This is a genomic window from Streptomyces sp. NPDC097129, from assembly GCF_055668065.1.
The window spans coordinates 70,251-95,557 of record NZ_JBVOQE010000013.1 but is presented as its reverse complement, the minus strand read 5'-3'; the positions used below and the strand labels follow the sequence as shown (position 1 = coordinate 95,557).

Annotated in this window: 24 protein-coding genes and 1 tRNA gene; 18 read left to right on the top strand and 7 right to left on the bottom strand. The window is 71.4% G+C overall.

Annotation, left to right across the window (positions count from 1 at the left end; all coding sequences use genetic code 11):
- Window positions 1-143: 143 nt before the first annotated feature.
- From AC0B9F_RS31470 to AC0B9F_RS31460, 3 genes are all read left to right on the top strand, one after another.
- Entirely contained in the window at window positions 144-1,733 is a 1,590-nt protein-coding gene (locus tag AC0B9F_RS31470; RefSeq protein ID WP_472008257.1) for an alpha/beta hydrolase, read from the top strand.
- A 106-nt stretch (window positions 1,734-1,839) separates the two neighbouring features.
- Window positions 1,840-1,913, top strand: a tRNA-Thr gene (locus AC0B9F_RS31465).
- Between the two features lie 376 nt (window positions 1,914-2,289).
- Window positions 2,290-3,183: a glycosyltransferase family 2 protein gene (locus AC0B9F_RS31460; RefSeq protein WP_472008255.1), complete on the top strand. Its 894-nt coding sequence runs from the start codon at window positions 2,290-2,292 to the stop codon at window positions 3,181-3,183.
- 585 nt (window positions 3,184-3,768) lie between these two features.
- Here AC0B9F_RS31460 and AC0B9F_RS31455 read toward each other — a convergent pair.
- Window positions 3,769-5,448, bottom strand: a complete 1,680-nt coding sequence (locus tag AC0B9F_RS31455; protein WP_472008252.1) for a bifunctional 3'-5' exonuclease/DNA polymerase — start codon at window positions 5,446-5,448, stop codon at window positions 3,769-3,771.
- Window positions 5,449-5,531: 83 nt separating this feature from the next.
- The gene (locus AC0B9F_RS31450; RefSeq protein WP_472008250.1) at window positions 5,532-6,260 is read right to left on the bottom strand and encodes a Clp protease N-terminal domain-containing protein; all 729 of its coding nucleotides are present in this window, start codon (window positions 6,258-6,260) and stop codon (window positions 5,532-5,534) included.
- A 142-nt stretch (window positions 6,261-6,402) separates the two neighbouring features.
- Here AC0B9F_RS31450 and AC0B9F_RS31445 point away from each other — a divergent pair, with 142 nt between their 5' ends.
- Window positions 6,403-7,494, top strand: a complete 1,092-nt coding sequence (locus tag AC0B9F_RS31445) for a DUF2786 domain-containing protein (RefSeq protein ID WP_472008248.1) — start codon at window positions 6,403-6,405, stop codon at window positions 7,492-7,494.
- Window positions 7,495-7,809: 315 nt separating this feature from the next.
- On the opposite strand, the gene AC0B9F_RS31440 is transcribed toward AC0B9F_RS31445, so the two are convergent.
- A complete protein-coding gene (locus tag AC0B9F_RS31440) occupies window positions 7,810-8,346 on the bottom strand; it encodes a DUF4232 domain-containing protein (protein ID WP_472008247.1) in 537 nt (178 codons plus the stop codon).
- Between the two features lie 63 nt (window positions 8,347-8,409).
- Window positions 8,410-8,907: a hypothetical protein gene (locus tag AC0B9F_RS31435; protein ID WP_472008245.1), complete on the bottom strand. Its 498-nt coding sequence runs from the start codon at window positions 8,905-8,907 to the stop codon at window positions 8,410-8,412.
- Between the two features lie 356 nt (window positions 8,908-9,263).
- Here AC0B9F_RS31435 and AC0B9F_RS31430 point away from each other — a divergent pair, with 356 nt between their 5' ends.
- Window positions 9,264-9,533, top strand: coding sequence for a DUF397 domain-containing protein (locus tag AC0B9F_RS31430; protein ID WP_472008243.1), 270 nt, complete (start codon window positions 9,264-9,266; stop codon window positions 9,531-9,533).
- Window positions 9,534-9,611: 78 nt separating this feature from the next.
- On the opposite strand, the gene AC0B9F_RS31425 is transcribed toward AC0B9F_RS31430, so the two are convergent.
- Window positions 9,612-10,106 (bottom strand): ATP-binding protein, encoded by a 495-nt coding sequence (locus AC0B9F_RS31425; RefSeq protein ID WP_472008241.1) that lies wholly within the window; start codon window positions 10,104-10,106, stop codon window positions 9,612-9,614.
- Between the two features lie 344 nt (window positions 10,107-10,450).
- Between AC0B9F_RS31425 and AC0B9F_RS31420 the strand changes: the two genes are divergently transcribed.
- The 4 genes from AC0B9F_RS31420 (at window position 10,451) to AC0B9F_RS31405 (ending at window position 14,312) form a co-directional block, all read left to right on the top strand.
- The gene (locus AC0B9F_RS31420) at window positions 10,451-11,275 is read left to right on the top strand and encodes a helix-turn-helix domain-containing protein (protein WP_472008503.1); all 825 of its coding nucleotides are present in this window, start codon (window positions 10,451-10,453) and stop codon (window positions 11,273-11,275) included.
- 87 nt (window positions 11,276-11,362) lie between these two features.
- Window positions 11,363-12,823, top strand: coding sequence for an aldehyde dehydrogenase family protein (locus tag AC0B9F_RS31415; protein WP_472008239.1), 1,461 nt, complete (start codon window positions 11,363-11,365; stop codon window positions 12,821-12,823).
- Window positions 12,824-12,989: 166 nt separating this feature from the next.
- Window positions 12,990-13,547, top strand: coding sequence for a DinB family protein (locus AC0B9F_RS31410; protein WP_472008237.1), 558 nt, complete (start codon window positions 12,990-12,992; stop codon window positions 13,545-13,547).
- 123 nt (window positions 13,548-13,670) lie between these two features.
- Window positions 13,671-14,312, top strand: a complete 642-nt coding sequence (locus AC0B9F_RS31405; RefSeq protein WP_472008235.1) for a PadR family transcriptional regulator — start codon at window positions 13,671-13,673, stop codon at window positions 14,310-14,312.
- 40 nt (window positions 14,313-14,352) lie between these two features.
- Here AC0B9F_RS31405 and AC0B9F_RS31400 read toward each other — a convergent pair whose 3' ends face one another.
- On the bottom strand, window positions 14,353-15,759 hold the full coding sequence (locus AC0B9F_RS31400; protein WP_472008233.1) for a glutamate decarboxylase: 1,407 nt from the start codon (window positions 15,757-15,759) through the stop codon (window positions 14,353-14,355).
- A gap of 101 nt (window positions 15,760-15,860) precedes the next feature.
- On the opposite strand from AC0B9F_RS31400, the gene AC0B9F_RS31395 reads away from it, so the two are divergent.
- The 9 genes from AC0B9F_RS31395 (at window position 15,861) to AC0B9F_RS31355 (ending at window position 24,759) form a co-directional block, all read left to right on the top strand.
- The gene (locus AC0B9F_RS31395) at window positions 15,861-16,622 is read left to right on the top strand and encodes a MerR family transcriptional regulator (RefSeq protein ID WP_472008231.1); all 762 of its coding nucleotides are present in this window, start codon (window positions 15,861-15,863) and stop codon (window positions 16,620-16,622) included.
- Between the two features lie 246 nt (window positions 16,623-16,868).
- Window positions 16,869-18,833, top strand: a complete 1,965-nt coding sequence (locus tag AC0B9F_RS31390) for an ABC transporter ATP-binding protein (RefSeq protein ID WP_472008229.1) — start codon at window positions 16,869-16,871, stop codon at window positions 18,831-18,833.
- Window positions 18,830-20,338, top strand: a complete 1,509-nt coding sequence (locus AC0B9F_RS31385) for a phytoene desaturase family protein (protein ID WP_472008227.1) — start codon at window positions 18,830-18,832, stop codon at window positions 20,336-20,338. The genes AC0B9F_RS31390 and AC0B9F_RS31385 overlap by 4 nt, the downstream gene beginning before the upstream one ends.
- Before the next feature lie 280 nt (window positions 20,339-20,618).
- Window positions 20,619-21,377: a class I SAM-dependent methyltransferase gene (locus AC0B9F_RS31380; protein WP_472008224.1), complete on the top strand. Its 759-nt coding sequence runs from the start codon at window positions 20,619-20,621 to the stop codon at window positions 21,375-21,377.
- A 28-nt stretch (window positions 21,378-21,405) separates the two neighbouring features.
- Entirely contained in the window at window positions 21,406-21,768 is a 363-nt protein-coding gene (locus AC0B9F_RS31375; protein WP_472008222.1) for a transposase, read from the top strand.
- A gap of 73 nt (window positions 21,769-21,841) precedes the next feature.
- The gene (locus AC0B9F_RS31370; protein WP_472008220.1) at window positions 21,842-22,861 is read left to right on the top strand and encodes an alpha/beta fold hydrolase; all 1,020 of its coding nucleotides are present in this window, start codon (window positions 21,842-21,844) and stop codon (window positions 22,859-22,861) included.
- Window positions 22,858-23,445 (top strand): hypothetical protein, encoded by a 588-nt coding sequence (locus AC0B9F_RS31365; protein ID WP_472008218.1) that lies wholly within the window; start codon window positions 22,858-22,860, stop codon window positions 23,443-23,445. Before AC0B9F_RS31370 ends, AC0B9F_RS31365 begins: the two co-directional genes overlap by 4 nt.
- 136 nt (window positions 23,446-23,581) lie before the next feature.
- Window positions 23,582-23,755: a linaridin family RiPP gene (locus tag AC0B9F_RS31360; RefSeq protein WP_472008216.1), complete on the top strand. Its 174-nt coding sequence runs from the start codon at window positions 23,582-23,584 to the stop codon at window positions 23,753-23,755.
- Between the two features lie 143 nt (window positions 23,756-23,898).
- Entirely contained in the window at window positions 23,899-24,759 is an 861-nt protein-coding gene (locus tag AC0B9F_RS31355) for a hypothetical protein (protein WP_472008214.1), read from the top strand.
- A gap of 110 nt (window positions 24,760-24,869) precedes the next feature.
- Here the strand turns inward: AC0B9F_RS31355 and AC0B9F_RS31350 are convergent, their stop codons facing one another.
- Window positions 24,870-25,244 carry a YbjQ family protein gene (locus tag AC0B9F_RS31350; RefSeq protein WP_472008212.1) on the bottom strand — a complete coding sequence of 125 codons (375 nt, stop codon included), beginning with the start codon at window positions 25,242-25,244 and terminating at the stop codon, window positions 24,870-24,872.
- Window positions 25,245-25,307: the final 63 nt, after the last annotated feature.

Sequence of the window (25,307 nt, the reverse complement as noted above, 5' to 3'; positions counted from 1 at the left end):
GACCGGCGCGTCCGAGTACCGCGGTGAGCGGCCCGTCGCAGCGACCGGTGCCGGGGCGGTGCCGGGGGCGCGCACCGTAACTCGTACGGGTCACGCGGAGCACGCAGCGCGCTCGGCTCGTCGCGCAGCGTTACGCTCGCCGAATGCACACAAGGCGCACTCTCCGCAGGTCCCGCGCCGCTGCCGGCCTTCTGGCCGCCGTGGCGGTGCTCGTCTCCGGCTGCTCCGACGGCGGTTCGACGGTCACCCGCAGTTCGACGGCGGCCCAGGCGGCCCAGGTGGCTCTGGCCCCGCTGCCACACGCCACACCGTCGGCACTGGCGTCGTACTACGGCCAGAAACCCAGCTGGCGCGCCTGCGGTGTCCCCGGCTTCCAGTGCGCCACGCTCAGGGCCCCGCTCGACTACGCCCGGCCCAGCGCCGGGGACGTACGCCTCGCGGTGGCCCGCAAGAAGGCGACCGGGCCGGGCAAGCCCCTCGGGTCGCTGCTGGTCAACCCCGGCGGCCCCGGCGGCTCGGCGGTCGGCTACCTCCAGGAGTACGCCGGCGTCGGCTACCCGGCCGAGGTCCGCGCCCGCTACGACATGGTCGCCGTCGACCCGCGCGGCGTGGCCCGCAGCGAGCCCGTCACCTGCCTCGACGGGCGCCAGATGGACGCCTTCACCCAGACCGACGTCACCCCTGACGACCAGGAGGAGACCGACGATCTGGTCCAGGCGTACAAGAAGTTCGCGGAGGGCTGCGGCGCCCGCTCGGCGAAGCTGCTGCGGCACGTCTCCACGGTGGAGGCGGCGCGGGACATGGACATCGTGCGGTCGGCGCTGGGCGACCGGAAGCTGAACTACGTGGGGGCGTCGTACGGGACGTTCCTGGGGGCGACGTACGCCGGGCTGTTCCCGGACCGCGTCGGGCGGCTGGTGCTGGACGGCGCGATGGATCCCTCGCTGGCCGCGCGCCGGATGAACCTGGACCAGACGGCGGGCTTCGAGACGGCGTTCCAGTCCTTCGCGAAGGACTGCGTGAAGCACACCGACTGCCCGCTCGGCGGCCCGCGCACGTCGCCGCGGCAGGTCGGCGACAACCTGAAGGCGTTCTTCCGGAAGCTGGACGCGCATCCCATTCCGGCCGGTGACGCCGACGGCCGCAAGCTCGGCGAGGCGCTCGCCACGACCGGGGTGATCGCGGCGATGTACGACGAGGCGGCCTGGGAGCAGCTGCGTGAGGCCCTGACCTCGGCGATGAAGCAGAACGACGGCGCCGGACTGCTGTCCCTCGCCGACAGCTACTACGAGCGGGACGCCGGCGGCCGCTACGCGAACCTGATGTTCGCCAACGCCGCCGTGAACTGTCTGGACCTGCCGCCCGCCTTCGCCAGCCCTCAGGAGGTCGAGAAGGCGCTGCCCGCCTTCGAGAAGGCGTCCCCGGTCTTCGGAGCGGGCCTCGCCTGGTCCTCCCTGAACTGCGCGTACTGGCCCGTGAAGGCGACCGGCGAACCGCAGCGCATCGAGGCCCGGGGCGCGGCCCCGATCGTGGTCGTCGGCACCACCCGCGATCCGGCGACCCCCTACCGCTGGGCCCAGTCCCTGGCCGGCCAGTTGGCCTCGGGCCGCCTGCTCACCTACGTCGGCGACGGCCACACCGCCTACGGCCGCGGCAGCTCCTGCATCGACTCGGCGATCGACGCCTACCTGCTGCGCGGCACCCCACCGGCCGCCGGAAAGCGCTGCTCGTAGCCCCGCGACCGGCCCCGCGGCCCGCGCTCCGGGGCCGGTACGAAGCACCCCCGGGAACTGTGTAGACTTACCGACGTCGCCGATCGCACCATAGTGCGGGCAGCGTGCCGCTTTAGCTCAGATGGCCAGAGCAACGCACTCGTAATGCGTAGGTCTCGGGTTCGAATCCCGAAAGCGGCTCCCCTGGAACCCCAGGTCAGGTATTAGCTGACCTGGGGTTTCGTCGTTTTCGGGCGCCGGGCGCCGAGGTGACGCCCGAACAGGACGAGAACCTTCGCGGTCGCCCGGATCTGTACCTACCGCGTGGTCCTCACCACAGCGGACCACACGGGCGCGAACCAGGGGGCGTCCATCGCCAAGTGCTCGACGGCGCGCGAGATCAGCGTGACCGAGGTCGGGCACGGCGCGTTCCGCCGCTGTGAGGAAAACGGCGTAAAGAGGGCGCAAAGCGAATCGGTTCCCGGACAACCCCCGGCCCTGAGGCAACATCTTGGTGAACGACGGTCCGCGCGGCGAGGACGTGGGCGCGGTCGACGGCCGGATGGGGTGAAGGACGTTGGTGGAGCCGAGGATCGCGGTCTCCGTGGTGACCATGGGGAACCGGCCCGCCGAGGTCGACGCCCTGCTGGAGTCCGTGGCCAAGCAGGATCTCGCGCCCGCTCGGGTCGTGATCGTCGGCAACGGCTGCCGGCTGCCCGAGTTCGCCCGCCGGCTGTCGCTGCCGGGCGAAGTCACCGTGATCGAGACCGAGGAGAACCTCGGCTGCCCCGGCGGGCGCAACGTCGCCCTCGCCCGGCTGCGGGAGTTCGGTGACGTCGACGCCGTGGTGGAGCTCGACGACGACGGTCTGCTCGTCGACGCGGATGTGCTGCGTCGCGTGGCGGAGCTGTTCGCCGGTGATCCGCGGCTCGGCATCGTCGGGTTCCGCATCGCCGACGAGAACGGGGAGACGCAGCGCCGGCACGTGCCGCGGGCGGGGAACGCCGACCCGCTGCGGGGCGGGTACGTCACCGGGTTCCTGGGCGGCGGCCACGCCTTCCGGACGGCCATGCTGGACGAAGTCGGCGACTGGCCCGCGGAGTTCTTCTTCGCGCACGAGGAGACCGACCTGGCCTGGCGGGCCGCCGACGCGGGCTGGAAGATCCTCTACGCGCCCGAGCTGCTGCTCCGGCACCCGAAGACCTCGCCCGCCCGGCACGCGATCTACCACCGCGTCACCGCCCGCAACCGCGTCTGGCTCGTACGGCGCCGGCTGCCGCTGCCGCTCATCCCCGTCCACCTCGGCGTGTGGATCACCGTCACCCTGCTGCGCACCCGCTCGGCGGCCGGGCTGCGGGCCTGGTTCGGCGGGTTCGCCGAGGGGCTGCGCGAACCGGCCGGGGAACGGTGCCCGATGCGCTGGCGCACGGTGTGGCGCCTGACCCGGCTGGGGCGGCCCCCGGTGATCTGAGCCGCGGCGGAAGAGGCCGGGCGGTTAGACCTCCCGGGCGGTCGGAGAGCCCGGGCGGTCAGAGAACCCGGCGGTCAGAGAGACAGGGCGGTCAGAGAACCCGGGAGGGCAGAGAGCCCGGGAGGTCGGAGAGGGTGGGGACGAGGGCCCCGGTCGGTCACCTCTGCCGGCCAGGGTCCTCGTGTGTCCCCGGACCCGGCCACGGCGGCGGCACTCCCCCGAGCAGCGCGTGCACGATGTGCACCGCGCGCACCGTCGGGCCGGGATCGGATGTCATGATCACATAAAAACCAGCCGATCGACAGCCGATTGATTTCGGCCGGGCGCGAGCCCCCCGCTCCTGGCCGGGCGCGAACCACCAGCTCTGCCCGGGCGCGAGCCGCCCGCTCCCGGCCGGGCGGGAGGTGATCACTCACGGCCCGGCCGAAAGCGATCACTCACAACCCGGCAGCAAGTGGCCACTCATGGCCCGGCCGCAAGTGGCCACTCACGACCCAGCGGCAAGATGCCACTTACGGCCCGGCAGCAAGTCGTCACTCACGGCCCAGCAGCAAGTGGCCGCTCACAGCCCGGCGGCGGGCGCGGTCACTTCGCGTCGGCGTAGCACTCCACCACCGCCGTCGTGAACGGGAACCGCACCGGCGTCTCGCCGAACGTCAGCCGGCCCGCCACCTCGGCCGCCTCCCGGATCGCCGCGACGACCGCGGGGGCCTCCTGCTCCGGACAGTGGACGATCACCTCGTCGTGCTGGAAGAACACCAGCTCGGCCGCCAGGTCCGCGCACCGCTGCCGCAGCCCGCCGAGCAGCAGCAGGGCCCAGTCGGCGGCGCTGCCCTGGACCACGAAGTTGCGCGTGAAGCGGCCCCGCGCGCGGGCGTCGGTCGAGGCGTAGCCCGGCACCCAGGTCCGCTCCCCGGAGTCGTCCGCGGCGACCGGGATGCCCTCGCCCGCGTCGTCGGCCGCACTCGCCGCCGGTGGGCAGGTCCGGCCCAGCCAGGTGCGTACCAGGCGGCCCTCCTCGCCGGCCCGGGCCGCGTCGTCGACGTACGCCACCGCCTTGGGGAAGCGGCGGCGCAGGGCGGCCAGGTTCTTCAGGCCGTCGCCGGAGGTCTGGCCGTACACCGCGCCGAGCACGGCGAGTTTGGCCTGGGTGCGGTCACCGGCGAAGGCGCGGTCGGACACCTCCTGGTAGAGGTCGCTGTCGCGGCCAGCCACCTCCATCAGCCCGGGGTCGCGCGAGATCGCCGCCAGGACCCGCGGCTCCATCTGGTCGGCGTCGGCGACGACGAGCCGCCAGCCGGGGTCGGCGACCACCGCGCGGCGGATCACGCGGGGGATCTGCAGCGCGCCCCCGCCGTTGGTGACCCAGCGTCCCGTGACCGTGCCGCCCGCGAGGAACTCCGGGCGGAACCGGCCCTCGCGCACCCAGTCCTGCAGCCAGGACCAGCCGTGGGCGACCCAGATGCGGTAGAGCTTCTTGTACTCCAGCAGGGGCTTCACCGCGGGATGGTCGACGGACTCGATCTCCCAGCGGCGGGTCGACCTCACCTTGATCCCGGCCTGCGCGAACGCCTTGACCACATCGGCGGGCAGGTCGGGGCGGACGCGGCGCCCGAAGGCCGCGGAGACCTCGTCCGCCAGCTCGGCCAGGCGGCGCGGCTCGCCCCCGCCCGCGTACCTCTCGCCGAGCAGGTCGTGCAGCAGCGCGCGGTGCACGTCCGCGCGCCAGGGAAGACCCGCGTGGTTCATCTCGGCCGCCACCAGCGTTCCCGCCGACTCGGCGGCCGTCAGCAGCCGCATCCGGTCGGGGTGTTCGGCGCGCGCGTGCCGGCGCTGCTGCTCGGCGTAGACCTCGAGGAGGTCGGTGAGCGGCAGGCGGGCGCCCTGCGGTTCGAACAGCGGGGACTGGGCGCCCGGGTCGGCGGACCGCTGGGGCGGATCCGGCGGTACGGGGCCGCCGCGCAGGCGGGCGAGCGCGGCGGCCGCCGAACGGGGTTCGCCGGAGCGCCCCTCGTGGCCCAGGAGGAGGGTCTCGGCGTCCTCGACGTCGTAGCACCGCTCGACTCGCACCCCCGTGGCGAGCAGACGCGGATAGATCTCGGCCGTGGACCGCCACACCCAGCGCGCGACGTGCGGACGGCTGCGCACGGCTCGGGCCGCGTCCTCCTCCCGCCGGACGGGACCGGCGGGCAGCCCGTCCGGGCCGAGGGGGGCGACGTCCACGCCACCGTCCTCGGCCGGAGCGAGTGCCCACCGGTCGGCCATGTCGTGAGTGTGGCAGAGGGGTCTGACACAGGCCGTTGAGCTGGGCGGATGGCCGCTGCCGGGCCGCTGTTGACCTCGCGGGGTCAGTCCTGCCCGTCCGCCTGGACGGCCGTGAGGAACTCCGCGACGTGCCGTTCGGAGGCCGGCTTGCCGAGACCCAGTCCGCTGAGGACGCCCTCGCCGTTCTCGTGCTCCAGCAGGGCCAGCAGGATGTGCTCGGTGCCGACGTAGTTGTGGCCGAGGCGCAGCGCCTCCCGGAAGGTCAGCTCCAGGACCTTCTTCGCCGAGGAGCTGTACGGCACCAGTTCGGGCGCGTCCTCCACGGCCGGCGGGAGGGCCGCCCGCGCGGCCTCGCGGACCGCGTCGAGGGTGACGCCCTGGGCTGTGATCGCCTTGGCGGCCAGCCCCTCGGGTTCGGCGAGCAGGCCGAGGACCAGGTGCTCGGGGACGCTCTCGGCGCTGTGTGCCGCCTTGGCCTCGTTGTGGGAGGCCACGACGACGTTGCGGGCGCGCGGGGTGTAGCGGTTGAAGCCCTGGCTGGGGTCGATGTCGGTCGACTCCTTGGGCACGAACCGCTTCTGCGCCGCCTGCCGGGTGACGCCCATGCTCTTGCCGATGTCGGTCCAGGAGGCGCCCGAGCGCCGGGCCTGGTCGACGAAGTGGCCGATCAGGTGATCGGCCACCTCGTCGAGGTGCTCCGCAGCGATCACCGCGTCCTCGAGCTGTTCGAGGGGTTCTTCGTGAACCTTCTTGATGGCCGCGATGAGGTCGTCGAGGCGGACGGAAGTCGTGACAGCGGGATTCTTCGCCATGTGTCAACCGTAGGTTGACGAATGATGCCTGTCAACCGTTGGTTGACAGCTGGCGGGTGCTTGTCGGCGGGGCGCAGGACCTCGTGGCCCCCGGGCGGAAACCGGTCCCCGCGTTGTCAGTGCCCCGTGTCACGATCGTCGGGTGAGCACTGCCGACCGTGCCTTCGAGGCCGCCCTGTACGACACCGGTGTGTCCGCCCTGGACACCGGTGCCTCCCTGCTGGCCGCCGACCCCGCGGCCGACGCCGACCTCGAGCGGCGTGGGCGGGAGTTCGTCGCGGTGCTCTGGCGGCGTGGCTGGCAGCCGGCCGACCTCGTGCGGATCGTGCGCCGCGAGCTGGACGACGTCCATGTGCGGCTGGTCGCCGATCTCGTGCGGGCGCAGGCGCCGGACGACCGGGCCCGCGGCGCGCGCTGGCGGGCGCAGGTGGAGGAGCTGCCCGGTCCGCCTCCGGCGCGCGCCGACCGGTTCACCCACGCCACCGTGGTCCTGGAGCTGTACCGCCTGCTGGTGCGCCTGCCTGCTCTGGAGCCCCTGGAGGAACCTCGCCGGCCGCACAGCTCCGGCTCCCGGATGCTGGGCCGGATCCGCGCGCTCCTGGCCAAGGCGGAGGCGACCGGATACCCGGAGGAGGCCGAGGCCCTCACCGCCAAGGCGCAGGAGCTGATGGCCCGGCACAGCGTCGACGAGGCGCTGCTCGACGCGCAGGCGCCCGCCCCCGACGCGCCCGGCGCCTGCCGGATCGGGGTCGAGCCGCCGTACGAGCAGGCCAAGGCGGTCCTGCTCGACGCGGTCGCCACCGCCAACCACTGCCGCGCGGTGTGGAACGAGGCGCTGTGCTTCTCCACCGTCGTCGGTTTCGAGGCAGACCTGGAGGTCGTCGAACTGCTCTACACCTCGCTGCTGGTGCAGGCCCAGTCGGCGCTGGCCACGGCGGAGGCCGCGCAGCGCAAGGGCGGTCGCAGGCGGACGAAGACGTTTCGGCAGTCGTTCCTCGCCGCCTACGCGCACCGGATAGGCGGGCGGCTCGCCACTGCCGCGCAGACGCAGGTGAGCGACGACCTGCTGCCGGTACTCGCCTCCCGCGAGGTCGCCGTCGGCGCCGCGGCCGACCGCATGTTCCCCGCGACCGTCTCCACCCGGCTGCGCGGGGTGAGCGACGCGGCGGGCTGGACCGAGGGCTCCCTCGCGGCGGACCGGGCGCGGATGGCGGACCGCCCGCGGCTGCCGTGACGCTCCGCGCGACGACGGCGGCTGCCGTGACGCTCCGCGCGACGACGGCGGCTGCCGTGACGCTCCGCGTGACGACGGCGGCTGCCGTGACGCTCCGCGTGACGACGGCGGCTGCCGTGACGCTCCGCGTGACGACCGCGGCCGTAGGGCCCGGTGGGGGTGCAGGCATGCGGCCCGGTGGGGATGCGGGCATGCGGCCCGGTGGGGATGCGGGCGCAGGGCGGGGCGAGCGCAGTCGTACGGTGCGGGGCGACCGCGGTCCTGCGTTGCGGTAGGACCGCGGGCCCCGTGAGAGTCACCAGCGGGGCGGCGTCGTCAGTCGCCCGCTTGCTCGAAGCCGCCGACCGTGGCGTCCGGCGTGCTGCCCTTGAGCCCGACCTCGCCGTACGACCACGGGAAGTCGTGCGTGTCCTCCGCGCCGGGCAGGGCGAACGTCGCCGTCTTCACGGCCAGGCTGTGCGTGCCGGCTGCCGCCGCAGCGCGCGTGTAGATGATCGTGAACGAGGTCGTCCCGCCCTTGGCCAGCGTCAGCTTCTGGCTCAGCGCGGCCGGGTCGGCGGGTACGGCCGCCTTCGTGTCGCCGGCCTGGAGGACGACCTTCGGCAAGCCCTCCAGCGTGCAGTCGGCGCCCTTGTTGGTGAGCGTCACGGTGACGGTGCCGATGTCGCCCGCGGCGGGGGCGGCGCTGACCGGGCCGACCTCGGCGCCCACGCCGTCGAGGCGGCAGGCGGTGCTCTTCGCGGCCTTGGCGTCGCCGCCGTCCGCCTTGGCGTTGCTGTCGGTGCCGCTGTCGCAGGCGGTGAGGAGAAGGGCCGCCGCGAGGGCGGTGACGGTGATCGGCATGGCGCGCATGTGTGGAATCCCCTGAGATCGAGACGGTGCCCCAGGATCATCGCGCATGCGGGGGGCCGGGTCCTACGAGCCGAGGCCCGCCGTCGGGAAGCGCGAGGGCATTCCGCCGCTCTCGGAGCGGGTGTATGTCTCCGTGCCGACGTCACCCACCCAGGTGACCTTCAGGGTGGTCTTGTCCACGGAGTCGATGTGGCCTGTGCTGTGGCCGGTGGCGGTGCCTTTGCACTGGAGGCGGATCGTGCGGTCCTGGATCGGGCCGCTGCACACGCTGCCGCCGGTGGTGAAGAGGGCGGCCTGCCGGCCGGTGAGGACCAGGACGACCGCCTTGCCGTTGGTGGTGGTGAGCCAGTTGCCCTGCAGGGCGCTGGTGGGCCCGGGGGTACCGGTGCCCGTGCCTGCGGAGGGCTGCTGGGTGGAGGTGGCTGCGGGGGGTGTGCTCTTCCCGTTGTCGTCGCTGCTGCTGCCGCCGCTGCTGCACGCGGCCAGCGTCAGCGCGGCGGTGAGGGCGGTGGCCGCTGCGGCGGTGAGCCGGCGGCGGGGTGCGGGGGTCCGGGAGGTCACCTGGGCACGCTACCAACGGGTATGGAGGCCTTGCCAGACCTCAGGTGCGTCGGAGACCTGGCGGCCGGGGGGCCTGGCGGCCGGGAACAGGGGCTGGAACAGGAGAGGTACCGAACGCGTCTCCATCTGGTGCACCGGCTTCGCCCCCTGCCCCGCCCCGCCGCGCATGTCCTGCCTGCTCCGGGGCAGGCGATGGGAAGGTTCTCGCAAAGCGCTCGTCAAAAGCTGTAACCGGAGGAACACCGGGCGTGCACGTGCATTTGCTCACGCATCTGCATGTGAACGGGGTTATGATCCGGATCAGTTGACCACTGCATCAATGGCCTCATCAGCCAGTGCACCAACGGGGAGCGACTGTGGACCACGACGTGTACGACGCTGAGAACGCGTCCGGCGTGTACAACGGCATCGCCGCCGCGCGCCTGCACGGGGTGTCCTGGCAGAAGAGCCGGCACAGCAACTCCCAAGGATCCTGTGTGGAGTTCGCCCGGCTGCCGGGCGGAGACGTGGCCGTGCGCAACTCCCGGTTCCCCGACGGCCCCGCGCTCGTCTACACGCGGGCGGAGATCGAGGCCATGCTGCTCGGCGTGAAGGACGGGGAGTTCGACCATCTCGTCGGCGGATGATCCCGCTTCCGTGCGTCCAGTGTGACAGCGCTTGCTCAACGCGCGTAGACATCCGGCGTCGAAGGACGCCGGAGGCTGTCACGTGGAGGGCAACCGGAACAGGGCCCAGACGACCTTCCCACCCAGGGTGCCCGTGAGCGGATGCCAGCCCCAGCTGTCGCTGAAGGACTCGACGAGGAACAGCCCGCGGCCGGACTCCGCCGCGAAGTCGTCGCTCGCGCGCGCCACCGGGCCGTCCTTGCTCGCGTCGCGCACGGCGCACACGAGTCGCTCGCTCCACCGCATCAGGTGCAGCCGCACGGGCGTCAGCGGATCACCGGCCGGCCCGTCCCCGGCCGGGGTGGCATGGCGCAGCGCGTTGGTGACGAGTTCCGAGACGACCAGGCACACGTCGTCGAAGCGGTCGCCCAGCTGCCACTGGTCCAGGGTGCCGCGGGTGAACCGGCGCGCCTCGCGGACGGCTTCGTAACGGGCGGGCAGGGAGCAGGAGGCGGCGTTGGAGACGGCCGCGGGATCCAGCGGCGGAAGGCCCTGCCGTAACGGCTGGAGCATGGTCGATCCATTCGTCCCCATGCGAGGCACTCCCGGGAGTTCGCGGTCGTTGCGATGCAGCGGTGGCGCGGGACCATGGTTTCGGATGCGTAGACCAGATGCAAGGGCAGATGCACGTGCACGTGACCGAAATGGATGCGCCCGTGCCGCTTCTTGGCCATTTTTTCTGCCTTCTTCCCACCCAACTCCCTCATCTTCCCGACCCCTTGATGGCCTGAAGTCGCACGAGTGCGACAGGAGTCTTTTCCGTCTCTGTAATCGGACGAGTACTGCTCGAAGTGTTTTGGTGGCAGACTGCGAGCCCTGGAGTCGGCAGGGAGGCAGCGGACGTGAGTGCGGGAGAGCCTGGATCAGTGGTGCGGCGCATGCTGCTCGGCTCGCAACTCAGGCGGCTGCGCGAGGCACGCGGGATCACGCGCGAGCAGGCGGGGTACTCGATCCGTGCCTCCGAGTCGAAGATCAGCCGGATGGAGCTGGGCCGGGTGAGCTTCAAGACGAGGGACGTGGAGGACTTGCTGACGCTGTACGGCATCACGGACGAAGCGGAGCGCACGGCCCTGGTCAACCTCGCCCGCGAGGCCAACGTGGCGGGCTGGTGGCACAGTTACTCCGACGTCCTGCCGAGCTGGTTCCCCACCTACGTCGGGCTGGAGGGCGCCGCGTCCCTGATCCGCGCGTACGAGGTGCAGTTCGTGCACGGCCTGCTGCAGACCGAGGCGTACGCGCGTGCCGTGGTGCGGCGCGGGATGAAGGGCGCGAGCGACGCCGACGTCGAAAAGCGTGTGCAGCTGCGGCTGGAGCGGCAGAAGTACCTCGTAGCCGAGAACGGCCCCGAGTTCCACGTCGTCCTCGACGAGGCCGCCCTGCGCCGCCCCTACGGCGACCGCGCGGTGATGCGCGAGCAGCTCCAGCATCTGATCGACATGTCCGAGCGGCCCAACGTCCGGCTGCAGGTGATGCCGTTCAGCTTCGGCGGGCACTCGGGCGAGTCCGGCGCGTTCGCCATCCTCAGTTTCCCGGAGTCCGACCTGTCGGACGTGGTCTTCACCGAGCAGCTCACCAGCGCGCTGTACCTGGACAAGCCGGAGGACGTCGCCCAGTACGAACAGGCGCTGAAGGAGTTGCAGCAGGACAGCCCCGGGCCGTCCGAGACCCGCGACCTCCTGCGAGGGCTCCTCCAACTCTCCTGACACACAAGTACGATGACGTGCGATCAGACCGCGAGGTGAGCGAGGCCGACTCGCCTGCCCCGGCAGGCAGGGATTCAGGGGGATCGCATGTCGCCGTACTTCTCCGACCTGGCGCAGCAGTACATCGACGGTGAGTGGCGCCCGGGCACGGGTTCCTGGGACATCATCGACCTCAACCCGTATGACAACGAGAAGCTGGCGTCGATCACGATCGCCACGGTCGATGAGGTCGACGCCGCCTACCGTGCCGCCGAGCGCGCCCAGAAGCAATGGGCGGCCACCAACCCGTTCGCCCGGCGGACGGTGTTCGAGAAGGTGCTGCGCCTCGTCGAGGAGCGCGAGGCGGAGATCACCGAGGCGATGATCGCCGAGCTGGGCAGTACCCGGGGCAAGGCCGCCTTCGAGCTGCACCTGGCCAAGGAGTTCCTGCGCGAGGCGGCCCATGTGGCGCTCAGCCCCGAGGGGCGGATCGTTCCGTCGCCGATCGACGGCAAGGAGAACCGCGTCTACCGGGTGCCGGTCGGGGTGGTCGGCGTCATCAGCCCCTTCAACGTGCCTTTCCTGCTGTCGCTGAAGTCGGTCGCCCCGGCGCTGGCGCTCGGCAACGCCGTGGTGCTCAAGCCGCACCAGAACACGCCGGTCGTCGGCGGCACGCTGATAGCCAAGCTGTTCGAGGACGCCGGGCTGCCCGCCGGGGTGCTCAACGTCGTCGTCAGCGACATAGCGGAGATCGGCGACGCGTTCCTGGAGCATCCGGTGCCGAAGGTCATCTCCTTCACCGGCTCCGACCGGGTCGGCCGGCACGTGGCCACCGTCTGCGCCGCCCACTTCAAGCGCGTCGTGCTCGAACTGGGCGGCAACAGCGCCCTGGTGGTCCTGGACGACGCCGACGTCGATTACGCCGTGGACGCCGCCGTCTTCAGCCGGTTCGTGCACCAGGGGCAGGTCTGCATGGCCGCCAACCGGCTGCTGGTCGACCGGTCCGTGGCACAGGAGTTCTCCGCGAAGTTCGCCGAGCGGGTCGCGGGGCTCAAGGCCGGCGACCCGAGCGACCCGGCGACCGTCATCGGGCCGCTGATCGACTCCCGGCAGGCGGAGGACGTCTCCGGGGTGATCGAGCAGGCCCTCGCCGAGGGGGCGACGGCGCTGGTGCGGGGCGCCACGACGGACACGCTGGTCGAGCCGGCCGTCCTGACCGGGATCCCGGCCGACTCGCCCCTGCTGCGGCAGGAGGTCTTCGGCCCGGTCGCCTTCGTCATCCCCTTCGACGGTGAGGAGGAGGCGGTACGGCTCGTCAACGACACCCCGTACGGGCTGAGCGGTGCGGTCTTCACCGCCGACGTCGAGCGGGGCGTGCGGTTCGCGCGGCGGATCGACACCGGGATGTTCCATGTGAACGACGGCACCGTGCACGACGAGCCGATCGTTCCCTTCGGCGGTGAGAAGCACTCCGGGATCGGGCGGCTGAACGGCGAGTCGACGCTGGAGGCGTTCACCACGCTGAAGTGGATCTCGGTGCAGCACGGACGGAGCCGGTTCCCGTTCTGACGCGCGTCAGATGTGAACCGTTCTGACGCGTGTCCGATGTGAACCGTTCTGACGCGCGTCCGACGTGAACCGTCGGCCCTTGCGGACAGAGGCTGACCGCAAGGGCCCGTAACGTCTTCGGTGTCGGGCAGAAAGCCCGGCGACGACGGACGAAAGGCGGCCGGTCATGGTCACTCACGTGCGAGCCGAAGCCCTGGGCGACGAGCGGGGGGCGCTGCTGTCCTTCCTCGAGGAGCAGCGGGGCGGCATCCGCCGGGCGGTGCTCGGGCTCACCGAGGAGCAGGCCGCGAGCCGGCCGAGCGCGAGCGAGCTGTCGCTGTCCGGCCTGCTCAAGCATGTCGTCGAGGTCGAGCAGACCTGGGTGGCCCGGGCCAAGGGCGAGCCGCCGGCGGTCAAGCGGGACGAGTCGAACTGGCACGAGTGCTTCCGGCTCGTCGAGGGCGAGACACTCGCGCAGCAGCTGGCGTACTGGGAGCAGGTCGCCGCCGAGACGGAGGCGTACTTCCGCTCGGCGCCGAGCCTGGACGACACCTTCGCGCTGCCGAACGACCCGTGGTTCCCGCCGGACGAGCGGGTGTCGCTGCGCTGGCTGGGCCTGCACCTGATCCGGGAGACGGCCCGCCACGCGGGCCACGCGGACATCATCCGCGAGTCCCTGGACGGCAAGACCGCGTTCGAACTGGTGGCCCTGGAGCAGGCGGCGGATCAGGGGCAGGCCGGATAGACGGTACGGGGGACGGGGGACAGGCGGCGTGGGACAGGGAGCAGGGGGCCAGGGGGGCGGAGGACCGGGATCCAGGGCCCGGGCGGGCGCTGCCGAGGGGTGTGCGGCCATAACCTGGTCCCCATGTCAACCATCCGTCTGCTCGTGCTGGGCGCCGTCCGGCAGCACGGGCGGGCCCACGGGTACCAGGTGCGCGGCGACCTGGAGTACTGGGGCGCGCACGAGTGGTCCAACGCCAAGCCGGGCTCGATCTACCACGCCCTGAAGCAGATGGCGAAGCAGGGACTGCTGCACGCGCACGAGACGGCCCCGTCCACGGCCGGCGGCCCGCCCCGCACCGAGTACGAGATCACCGAGCGGGGCACGCGGGAGTACTTCACGCTGCTCCGGGAGGCCCTGGTCACCCGCGAGGGCGGCACCGACGTGCTCTCCGCGGCGATCGGGTTCATGGTCGACCTGGAGCGCGCGGAGGTGGTGGCGCTGCTGCGCGAGCGCCTGCGGCGGCTGGCCGAGTGGCGGGACACCGTCACCGAGCACTACGTCCCCGAGGACGGGCCGCAGCAGTACGGCCACATCGGCGAGATCATGAACATGTGGATGCACACGGCCGACGGCGAGGCCGCCTGGACCCGCGGCCTGATCGCCCGTGTCGAGGCCGGCGCGTACACCTTCGCGGGCGAGGGCGCGCCGTTCGTCGGCGTCCTCGCCGAGGGTCAGGAGAACCCGTACGCGACGGGCGAGCGGCATCCGGGGGACACCCGGTAGGCGGGGCCGACGGGCCCTCAGCGGTGGAAGCTCAGGCCCCTCAGTGGTGGAAGCCGGTCGCCGCGGCCCGGTCCCGGGTCAGCGGATGCGGCTGCCGGCGCAGTTCGGGCAGCAGACGGGTCACGTCCTCGACGAACAGCTCGGCGAGATCCGTGGAGAAGCCGTTGCGGCACACCACCCGCAGCACCGCCAGGTCCTCCCGCTTCGGCGGGAAGGTGTACGCCGGCACCAGCCAGCCCCGCTCGCGCAGCCGCCGGGACAGGTCGAAGACGTCGTACGCCGTGACGTCCTCGGCCGTGGTGCACGCGAACACCGGCAGCTCGTCGCCCCGGGTCAGCAGCCGGAAGTCGCCGAGCGCCTCCATCCGTTCCGCGAGCGTGCGCGCCACGTCCCGGGAGGCCTGCTGCACCGCCCGGTAGCCGTCGCGGCCCAGCCGCAGGAACGTGTAGTACTGCGCGACCACCTGCGCGCCGGGCCGGGAGAAGTTCAGCGCGAAGGTCGGCATGTCGCCGCCCAGGTAGTTCACCCGGAACACCAGCTCCTCCGGCAGCGCCGCCGCGTCCCGCCACAGCGCCCAGCCGACCCCCGGGTACACCAGCCCGTACTTGTGCCCGGAGGTGTTGATCGACGCCACCCGCGGCAGCCGGAAGTCCCACACCAGGTCCGGATCGAGGAACGGCGCGACCATCGCACCGGACGCCCCGTCGACGTGCACCGGGACGTCGAGGCCGGTGCGTTCCTGGAGCGCGTCCAGCGCGGCGCACAGGCCGGCGATCGGCTCGTAGGAGCCGTCGAAGGTGGAGCCGAGGACGCCGACGACACCGATGGTGTTCTCGTCGCACAGCTCGGCGGCGGCCTGCGGATCGAGATGGAAACGCTCGCCCTCCATGGGCACCAGCCGCGGCTCCACCTCCCAGAAGGTGCAGAACTTCTCCCAGCAGACCTGCACGTTGACGCCCATGACGAGATTGGGCCGCGCCCCGGGGTAGCGGTCGCCGGCGCGCTTCGTCCAGCGCCGTTTCAGCGCCATCCCGGCCAGCATGCACGCCTCGCTGGAACCGGTCGTGGAGCAGCCCACGGCCGCCGACGCGTCCGGCGCGTGCCACAGGTCGGCGAGCATCGCCACACACCGCCGCTCCAGCTCGGCGGTGCGCGGGTACTCGTCCTTGTCGATCATGTTCTTGTCCCGGCACTCCGCCATCAGCACCCCCGCCTGCGGCTCCATCCAGGTGGTGACGAAGGTGGCCAGGTTCAGCCGCGCGTTGCCGTCCAGCATCAGCTCGTCGTGCACCAGCTGATACGCCGTCGCCGGCGCCATCGGGGTGTCGGGGAGGCGGTGCGTGGGCGGGGCCTGTGTCATCCCGCCGGCCGGGTTGGCCTCGGCGTAGAACGGGTTGACGGCCAGCGGACGGTCGGCGGGCTGCGCGGCGCCTTTGTGCAGGGGCATGGCTACGACGCTAAGTCTGCCGCTGCGGGCTCGCATGCCGGCTTGCACCTCACGCGGCGTGAGGACCCAGGGTGGAGTGCGCAAGCGAGAAGGGAGCGGAAGTGGGTTACTCCGTGGGACAGGTCGCCGGCTTCGCCGGGGTCACGGTGCGCACACTGCACCACTACGACGGCATCGGTCTGCTCGTCCCGAGCGAGCGCAGCCACGCGGGCCACCGGCGCTACAGCGACGCCGACCTCGACCGGCTGCAGCAGATCCTGTTCTACCGGGAGCTCGGCTTCCCGCTCGAGGAGGTCGCGGCCCTGCTCGACGACCCGGACACGGACCCGCGGGAACACCTGCGGCGCCGGCACCGGCTGCTGACCGCCCGGATCGAGAAGCTGCAGAAGATGGCCGAGGCCGTCGAACACGCCATGGAGGCACGCACGATGGGGATCCAGCTCACGCCCGAGGAGAAGTTCGAGGTGTTCGGGGAGAACGACCCCGACCAGTACGCCGACGAGGTCGAGCAGCGCTGGGGCGACACCGAGCAGTACCGGCAGTCGCAGCGCAGGACCGCCTCCTACACCAAGGAGGACTGGAAGCGGCTCACCGGGGAGATGAACGCCCTCCACGGCCGGATGGCCGACCTGCTCGACCAGGGCCTGCCGGCCGACTCCGAGGCCGCGATGGACGTCGCCGAGGAACACCGTCTCTTCATCTGCTCGGCTTACTACGACTGCTCGCGCGAGCTGCACGCGTGTCTGGGGCAGATGTACGTCGACGACCCGCGCTTCACTGCCACCTACGACAACATCCGGCCCGGACTGGCCGTGTACATGCGCGACGCCATGAAGGCGAACGCGGCCCGGCACGCGGCCTGAGGACCGTGACCCGGTGACGAAAAGACCGCCATCGAAAAAAGCCGCTTAACTTGGGCCGCTTTCTCCCAGGGCTTCGGAAAACAGCGGAAGCGGCCCGTCCGTCAGCCGTCCGTCGATCAAATAACGCGTAACTTTAGAGAGTGCCGCGTGTTAGCTTGAGCGCCTTGGCGACGGCATTGGCGGCGGCCCGCATATTCGGTCCGGGCATCTTCGCGTGACCGTCGGCAAAGCGGGGGGAGCGCGCTGATGGCGATGCACGGGGCACACGCGAGCCCGGGAGCCGGGAGAACCGCGAACGACGCCGGGTCGGTCGCGAGCGTCGCCGGGTCGGTCGTCAACCACGCCGGGTCGGTCGCGAGCGTCGCCCGGCAGCACGCCGGGCTGCTGGTCACCGGGGTACTGCTCGGCCTGCTGGGAGTGGGCGCCTCGCTCGCCCAGCCGTGGGCCATCGGGCAGCTGATCGAGGCGGCGGGCGCGGGCACCTCGATGACCGGCCCCGTCACCCGCCTCGTCGCGCTTTTCTGCGCCGGCGCCCTCTTCTCCTCCCTCCAGGCGTACGCCATCGGGCGGGCCGGGGAGAACATCGTCTTCGACGTCCGCCGCATTCTCCTCGGCCGTATTCTGCGCGTCGATCTCACGGCATTCGCCCATCAAACCCAGGGGGATATTCTCACTCGCGCCGTCACCGATACCTCACTGGTGCGGATCGCCCTTTCGCAGAGCCTCGCCCAGTTGATCGTCAGCGGCGCCACGGTCATCGGCGGCGTCGTGCTGATGTTCCTCATCGATCTGCCGCTGACGCTCATCACCGTGAGCTGCCTGGCAGCCGCCAGCCTCATCTCCGTCGTGCTCGCCCGCAAACTCCGCAAGGAGGCGCTGCGCAACAGGGACGACACCGGCGCGTTCGCCGACGGCACCCAGCGTGTGCTCGCCGCGCTGCCCACGGTGAAGGCGTCCCGCGCCGAGACACGCGAGGCCGCCCGCGTCGGCGAGCTGGCCGGGAGGGTGCGCCGCTCGGGCATACGGGTCAACGCGTACAACGCGCTGCTGATGCCGTCCATGAACGTCGGCACGCAGGGCGCCCTGGCCGTCGTCGTCGGGGTCGGCATGTCCTGGGTGGCCCGCAAAGAGATGGACATGGCCAGTCTGACCACGTTCATCATGTATCTGTTCCAGCTGGTGTCGCCGCTGGTGATGTTCTTCATGGGGGTGGGCCAGTTCGTCCAGGGCCGGGCCGCCATTCAGAGGGTGGACGAGCTGGCCCGGCTGCCCCAGGAGGGCGAAGAGACGGCCGGTGCGGACCCCGCTCCGCTCGGAGTGCTGGACCCGCACGAGCCGGCGGTCGAGTTCCAGGACGTGCGCTTCGCCTACCGGCGGGGGAAGCGGGCGGAGAGGACGCAGGTGCTTGACGGAGTCTCCTTCAGCGTGCCGGCGCGGGGGCTGACGGCGGTGGTCGGGCCGTCGGGCGCGGGCAAGACCACCCTGTTCCAGCTGATCGAACGCTTCTACGCGGTCGACGCGGGCCGCGTGCGGCTCGGCGGGCGGAACATCGAGGCCCTGCCCCTGGACACGGTCCGCGGGCTGGTGGGGTACGTCCAGCAGGACAGCGCGGCCATGCGCGGCACCCTCCGGGAGAACCTGACCTACGCCCATCCCACCGCCGGTGAGGACGCCATCCGGGAAGCCGTGGAGATGGCCGGGCTCACCTCGGTGATCGCGCGTCTGCCGCAGGGCCTCGACACCGAACTCGGTGACCAGGGCAGCGGGCTGTCCGGCGGCCAGCGGCAGCGGCTGTGCATCGCCCGCACGCTGTTGCAGCGACCCGCGGTCATGCTGCTCGACGAAGCCACCTCCCACCTGGACTCCGAGACGGAGCGGGACCTGCGCGAGGTGCTGCGGCGGGTCTCCGAGCGATGCGCGGTCATCGCGATCGCCCACCGGATCTCCACGGTGATCGACGCGGACCGGATCGTGGTGCTGGAGAAAGGCCGGGTCCGGGCCGTCGGCGTGCACGACGACCTGATGGTGCGCGACGAGCTCTACCGGCGCCTCGCCGCATCCCAACTGCGCGCCGCACCCGGCGCCGCCGCCGAACAACACGGACAACCGCGGGCGCCCACGCCCCCCGTCACAGCCGGCCGGCCGGCGTACGCCGGAACGGTTGAGCAGACGTTGCAGCTTCGACTCGGCAGGAATGAGAGGCAGTGGTGAGCACTCCGGACGTCGCCATCGTGGGCACCGGGCCCAACGGCCTGGCCGCGGGCGTGGTCATGGCGCGCGCCGGTCTGCGCGTGGAGCTGCACGAGGCGGCCGAGACCATCGGGGGAGGGCTGCGCACCGCATCGCTCTTCGACTCCGGCGTCGTGCACGACATCTGTTCCGCCGTCCACCCCATGGCCGCCGCCTCCCCGTTCTTCCGCCGCTTCGACCTGGCGGCCCGCGGGGTCGAGCTCCTGCGGCCGGAGATCAGTTACGCGCATCCGCTGGACGGGGGCCGGGCCGCCCTCGCCCATCGTTCCCTGGCGAAGACCTGCGAGCACCTGGGCGTCGACGGTCCCGCCTGGAGGCGGCTGATGGGCCCGCTGCTGGGACGCAGCGAGGCCGTCGTCGACCTCGTCCTGTCCGGACAGCGCCGGCTGCCCGAAGATCCCACGGCGGCCCTGCTGCTGGCGAGCCGGGTGGCGCTGCACGGCAGCGGGCTCGGCTCGGCCCTTTTCCGGGGCGAGGAGGCGCCCGCGCTGCTCACCGGTGTCGCCGCGCACGCGGTCGGCAGGCTGCCGAGCATCGCGTCCGCGGCGGTCGCCATGCTGCTGGGGCACCTCGCGCACGGGACGGGGTGGCCGCTGCCACGCGGCGGAAGCGGCCGGATCGCCCAGGCGATGGCCGACGACATCACCGCGCACGGCGGCGTCTTCCACACCGGACACCGTGTGACGGACCTGGCCGAACTGCGCGGTGCCCGGGCCGTGTTGCTCGACACCGGCACCAAGGGCTTCCTGGCTCTCGCCGGCGGCCGGCTGCCCCGCGCGTACGCCCGCCGGCTCGAGCGGTTCCGTCCTGGTCCGGGCGCCGCCAAGGTCGACTTCCTGGTGTCCGAGCCGATCCCCTGGGCCGACCCGGCGGTGGGCCGCGCCGGAACGGTGCATCTGGGAGGCACGCACGCCGAGATGGTGCGGCAGGAGACGGCGAACGCCCGCGGAGTGCGGACGGGGAGGCCGTTCGTCCTCGTGGTGGACCCGGCAGCGGTCGACCCCGGGCGGGCCCTGCCGGGCAAGCGCCCGGTGTGGGCGTACGCGCACGTGCCCAACGGGGACCCCACCGACCCGTACGACCTGGTCCGGGAGCGCATCGAGCGGTACGCCCCCGGGTTCACGGACACCGTCGTCGCACATCGCTCCGTCGCCGCTGCCGCGTACGAGGCGTACAACCCCAACTACGTCGGCGGCGACATCGGCACCGGGGCGATGACGCTCTACCAGAGCATCGCGCGACCGGTGCCCCGTATCGACCCCTACCGCACGCCGCTGCCCGGAGTCTTTCTGTGTTCCGCGGCCACTCCTCCGGGCCCCAGTGTGCACGGAATGTCGGGATATCTGGCCGCGCGCTCCGCACTTCGCCATTGTTTCGGGATACGCGACGTTCCCGCCCTGGGCCCCGGCCGGGAGCCGCCCGCGACATCGCCGGCGACGGGCATAACGCGGGATGCACGGAGCTGATGAATCCTCAATTGCCGTTATTCCAGTGTGCGGTGTGACGCAGCCCGCGCCCGGTATCCATGGGACGGCCCGGATTGCCTTTGATACGGTGGAGACAACGAAGTCACCCCACAGACTCCGTTGAGGCGTTACCGCGCTGCGTCTGACCAACCACGCGGGCGGTTGCGGATCTGTCCGCAACCGATGTAGCCGGCATCTGTCTTTGTGCCCGGCCGCCGGCCCCTCGGCTTAGTGACGCTCCCATCGGTATGCAGTGGGGTCAGTGCTAGGGGGAATACCTGTGGAAACCACAGTCGACGACATAGGCTACGGGAGGCAGTTCAAGGGGTGGTACGACCGGCTGATCCCGGACGACAGGGTCACAGCCGAAGCCGTGAGAGGACTGGCGGCCCGCCACCCCGCCCCCGAAGCCGGAACCCTCGAACTGGGCGTCGGCACCGGACGGATCGCCCTCCCGCTCTCCCGGAGCGTCGGTCATGTCACCGGCGTCGACTCCTCTTTGGAGATGCTGGACGCGCTGCGCGCCAAACTGACCGACGGCGGCGACGTCACGCCCGTGCACGGGGACATCCGCACCTACACCTCCGATTCCCGCTACGGGCTGGTGTACTGCGTCTGCGCGACCCTGTCCTGCCTGCTCACTCGCGAGGACCAGCAGCGCGCCGTCCAGCGTGCGGCGGACCTGCTGCTCCCCGGTGGCCGGCTCGTGATCGAGACGCACAACAAGCCGGCCATCCTGGAACTGCACGAGGGCCGGGCCCGCACCACCTACTTCGTCCCGTACCCGGAGCCGGGGACCGGGGTGCAGACCCATTCCACCCTGCTCGACGGCGGTCTGTGGCAGTGCTCGCACATCCTCTACCAGGCCGACGGCACCACCAGGGTGGGCAACGAGATCACCCGGCTGACCACTCCCGACGACGTCGACGGCTACGCACGCGCGGCCGGGCTGGAGCCGGAGTCCCGCATGTCGCGGTGGGACGGCACCCCGTACAGCGCCGCGGCGCCCCTGTTCATGTGCTGCTACGTCAAGCCCTGAGCACACCACACCCAGCACGCGGTAGGCCATGAGGGGGTTGCCCGTGGGGCGTCCGCCAGCACTTCCGGTAGACAAGAAACTCGGCCTGGTGGTCAGAGTGATGAGCGGTGAACTGACAGCGGCGGAAGCCGCGCGGGAAGCAGGGGTGTCCGAGCAGTCGGTGTCCAACTGGCGCAGACAGTTTCTTGAGGGAGGCCGCAACGGCCTCGCCGGTGAAGGCGGCAAAGACACCGAAGAAGCGTCCAGGATGGCCGAGCTCGCCAAAGAAAACGCCATGCTGAAAGCAACGATCGGCGAACTCTACATGGAACTCCGGAAATACGGGCGGGGCATGGGCGTTCGCCCGCCGCAGCCCCGTGGGAGAACTCGCCCGGGACGGATGGTCAATTAACTCATAATTTTGGCCCGGCCATGCGTGTTAGCTTTTCGGGCAGACGGTCACTTCACATCACGGGGGAGGGAATGTGGCGTCTTTGGAGCGCCAGTTCGCTGTCGGTCTTGCCGGACTGGCCGGCGCAAGCCTTCTGACCGGAGCAATAACGCGGTACACCGGCAGGAACGAGCGTGCGCGCCGCTACCTGCTGCACGAAAGGCCCGACGGCAAGCTCGTCGAGGTGTGCGTGCACATCCCGCCGCGGGCACGGCGCGCCGTTCTGCTCGACAACGGCATGGGCGCGCCCCAGGAGTACTGGGACTGGGTCTGCGACGCGCTTCCCGAGGACATGGGGTACGTGCGCTTCAACCGTCCCGGCTACGGGCTCAGCACGCCGGACACCCAGTACGGCATCGAGGGGCACTTCGAGCTGCTGCAGGAGCTGCGCGACACCTACATCGCCGGCCTTCCCCTCGTGCTGGCGGGTCACTCCCTGGGCGGGTACTTCGTCGCGGCCTACGCGTCGCTGCATCCGGACGCGGTCCACGGCGTGACCCAGGTGGTCATGATCGACGCCACCGAGGTCGTCAGTCTGCGCCACGCCCGCCGGACCGACGTCGACCGCTGGTCCCACCAGCGGATGCTGATGGAACAGCTGTTCGCCGCCACGGGGCTTTCGGTCTTCCGCCCCGCCATGAACGTCAACCAGCAGTACCGCCCGGAAATCAACCGGAGCTACCGGGCCTTCCTGGCGACGCCCCGCACGTGGGCCACGGCCCACCGGGAGTACCGGGACGCGATGACCTACCCGGAACTCACCGCGCTGGACTGCCCCCTGACCGTCGTCACGGCGGAGAACAACATCGGCGACAACACGCTGCACGCCGGCATCCAGGCCAGGCTCGCCGTCATCTCCGAACAGGCCCGGCACCACTTCGTCGACGGCTCCGACCACGAATCGCTGCTGGCGGTACGGCAGCACGCCGAGGAGGTGGCGCAGCTGATCGCCGGCGACCCGCCGTCGGGGCCGCTCGGCTCCTCGTGGCGGCCGTCCACCACGGGACGCCGGGCCGACGAGAGTGCCACGGACCGGGAGAGGGAACCGGCGTGATCATCAAGGTGAACACCGAACGGGCGAAGGTCGCCGCCGTCACCACGTCGCTCGCGGCCTGGCTGGTCGCGACCGCCGCGGCGCAGATCCCCGAGCAGCGGTTCGACGGGCTGCTCAACCGCGGACGGCTGCGCATACCGACTCCCAACTGGCGTTTCTTCGGGCCGAACCCGGGAGTGAAGGACAACCATCTGCTCTACCGGGACATCACGGACGGGACGCCGGGCGAGTGGACGGAGGTCCCGGTCGTGCACGACCGGCCCTGGTACGCGCTGGCATGGAACGCGCGCAACCGCAGCCCGAAGGCCCTGTTCGACGCGACCCAGCACACCCTCGCCCAGGCGGTCGCCTTCGGCTCGCAGGTGCTCCCGGTGACCACGGCATCGGGGTACCGGCTGCTGGCCCGGTACATCCAGCTCCACCTGCCCCACGCCGACGGCGCCTCGCACAGCCAGTTCATGCTGCTGCACTCGTACCCCACCAGCCCCGAGGACCGGCACATCGAACCGGTCTTCGTCTCCCTGGAGTTCCCGCTGGAGGGGGATGTCACCCCTGCCGACGCTCCGTCGCCGGCAGCCGCCTAGCGAGCCGACCGGCCCCCTCGACTGGAAGCTGCGAGCTCACTCGGCACCCCGGTGACGCGTGAGTCCGCGCCCTCCCGCCGAACGGCTGGAGAACCCGCTCCATCCCTGAGAGAAAGAGGACACCACCATGTCTGTCGTGGCTGATTTCGCCAACACCGAGCTGACCGACGTGCGTCCGGGCCGCATCGGCAACGACGCGACCCCGACCATGCTGACCCCGCTGGCCACCCTCGCCACCCCCGAGGGCGTCGCCGTGACCTCCGCCACCGCCTACGCGCTGCACGAGGTCACCAAGGACATCCAGCGCTGAACAAGGGGCCGGCAGGCGATGCCGACCGGCATCCCTGACTCCGCCTGATGAACGACACGGCGGCACGGTACGCCCGATACGCATACCGTGCCGCCGTTGTCCATTCCACCGTACTCGCATCACATCACCGGGAGCACCCATCCATGTTCCTCAGCGCTCCACCCGAGGTCACGGCACGCCGAGTGGCTTCGCTGGGCACGCTGGTCTCCGCACTGGAAATGCTGAGCCAGACGCGTAAGTTCGAAGACGGGGAAATGCTCAGCGGCCAGGTGGCGAACATGCGCCCCAGGTTCGCCCGGCGCTTTCCCCGGCTGACGCGCGCCCTCGAGTCGAAGAAGGCGGCCATCGCCCTGTACGGGGTGCAGGCGGGTGCTTCCGCCGCGACGCTGATCTGGGGCCACAAGCGGGGAGTACGCACGGCGGGCAGCGCCGTCCTGGCGGTGACGGGCGCGGCCGGACGGCTGCGTTCCCCCTTCGGCGGGGATGGCGCCGACCAGCTCCAGCAGGTGATCAACGTCGTCCTCGCCTCGACCGGCACCTTCAAGGACGGCGACAAGGCCCGCGACGTGGCCATGCGCGCGCTGGCGCTCGAGACGACCATCTCCTACGTCGCGTCCGGCGTGGTGAAGCTGGTGTCGCCGGTCTGGCTCAGCGGAGAGGCGTTCAGCGGGGTCATCCGCACGCACAACTACGGAGACCAGCGCGTTTACCGGCTCGTGCACAAGTACCCGATGGCGGGGAAGCTCGTGACGTGGGGAACGATCGCCGCGGAGGTCGGCTTCCCGCTGGTCTTCGTCCTGCCCCAGCCCGCGGCGAAGGCGTTCCTCGGTTCCATGACGCTCTTCCACCTCGGGATCGGGCAGTTCATGGGACTCAACCGCTTCGTCCTGGCCTTCGGGGCCACGCACCCGGCTCTGCTGTACGTCTTCGACCAGAGCGGCAAGCGCGCGGCACTCACCGGTCGGGCCGCGACGGCCGGACCCGTGGCCGCGTCCGCCGCGTAGCACGCGCACGCGGCGCCCGGCACGGAGGTGCACGGGCGGGCACGGCGGGCACGAGCGGGTGGGCGGACCTCAGCGGTTCCCCGCTCCGGCCACGCGGAAGAAGCGCCCGGTCAGGTGGGCTGATCGGGTCCCACGACCACCGCCGTGCCGTACGCGCACACCTCCGTGCCCACGTCGGCCGCCTCCGTCACGTCGAAGCGGAACGCGAGCACGGCGTTGGCGCCACGCGCGCGTGCCTGCTCCACCAGCCGTTCCATCGCCTGGTTGCGGGTCTCCACGAGGGTCTTGGTCAGCCCCCTCAGCTCGCCGCCGACCAGCGACTTCAGACCGGCGCCGATCTGGCTGCCGATGTGCCGGGAGCGCACGGTCAGGCCGAACACCTCGCCGATGACCTGCTGCACCCGGTGACCCGGTACGTCGTTCGTGGTGACGACCAGTACGTCCGACTGGGGCGTCTGGCCGCCGCCGTAATCGTCGATGCCCATGGTCCACAGCTTCGTACCGGGCGGCGCGGGGTGCATCCTGAGAGAGGCCGGGGAACCCCGGCC

Coding starts and splice junctions, on each gene's coding strand:
- AC0B9F_RS31470 (WP_472008257.1), top strand. CDS start 144: ATGCACACAAGGCGCACTCTCCGCAGGTCCCGCGCCGCTGCCGGCCTT.
- AC0B9F_RS31455 (WP_472008252.1), bottom strand. CDS start 5,448: ATGGCCGACCGGTGGGCACTCGCTCCGGCCGAGGACGGTGGCGTGGAC.
- AC0B9F_RS31450 (WP_472008250.1), bottom strand. CDS start 6,260: ATGGCGAAGAATCCCGCTGTCACGACTTCCGTCCGCCTCGACGACCTC.
- AC0B9F_RS31440 (WP_472008247.1), bottom strand. CDS start 8,346: ATGCGCGCCATGCCGATCACCGTCACCGCCCTCGCGGCGGCCCTTCTC.
- AC0B9F_RS31425 (WP_472008241.1), bottom strand. CDS start 10,106: ATGGGGACGAATGGATCGACCATGCTCCAGCCGTTACGGCAGGGCCTT.
- AC0B9F_RS31420 (WP_472008503.1), top strand. CDS start 10,451: ATGCTGCTCGGCTCGCAACTCAGGCGGCTGCGCGAGGCACGCGGGATC.
- AC0B9F_RS31415 (WP_472008239.1), top strand. CDS start 11,363: ATGTCGCCGTACTTCTCCGACCTGGCGCAGCAGTACATCGACGGTGAG.
- AC0B9F_RS31410 (WP_472008237.1), top strand. CDS start 12,990: ATGGTCACTCACGTGCGAGCCGAAGCCCTGGGCGACGAGCGGGGGGCG.
- AC0B9F_RS31405 (WP_472008235.1), top strand. CDS start 13,671: ATGTCAACCATCCGTCTGCTCGTGCTGGGCGCCGTCCGGCAGCACGGG.
- AC0B9F_RS31400 (WP_472008233.1), bottom strand. CDS start 15,759: ATGCCCCTGCACAAAGGCGCCGCGCAGCCCGCCGACCGTCCGCTGGCC.
- AC0B9F_RS31390 (WP_472008229.1), top strand. CDS start 16,869: ATGGCGATGCACGGGGCACACGCGAGCCCGGGAGCCGGGAGAACCGCG.
- AC0B9F_RS31375 (WP_472008222.1), top strand. CDS start 21,406: ATGAGGGGGTTGCCCGTGGGGCGTCCGCCAGCACTTCCGGTAGACAAG.
- AC0B9F_RS31355 (WP_472008214.1), top strand. CDS start 23,899: ATGTTCCTCAGCGCTCCACCCGAGGTCACGGCACGCCGAGTGGCTTCG.
- AC0B9F_RS31350 (WP_472008212.1), bottom strand. CDS start 25,244: ATGGGCATCGACGATTACGGCGGCGGCCAGACGCCCCAGTCGGACGTA.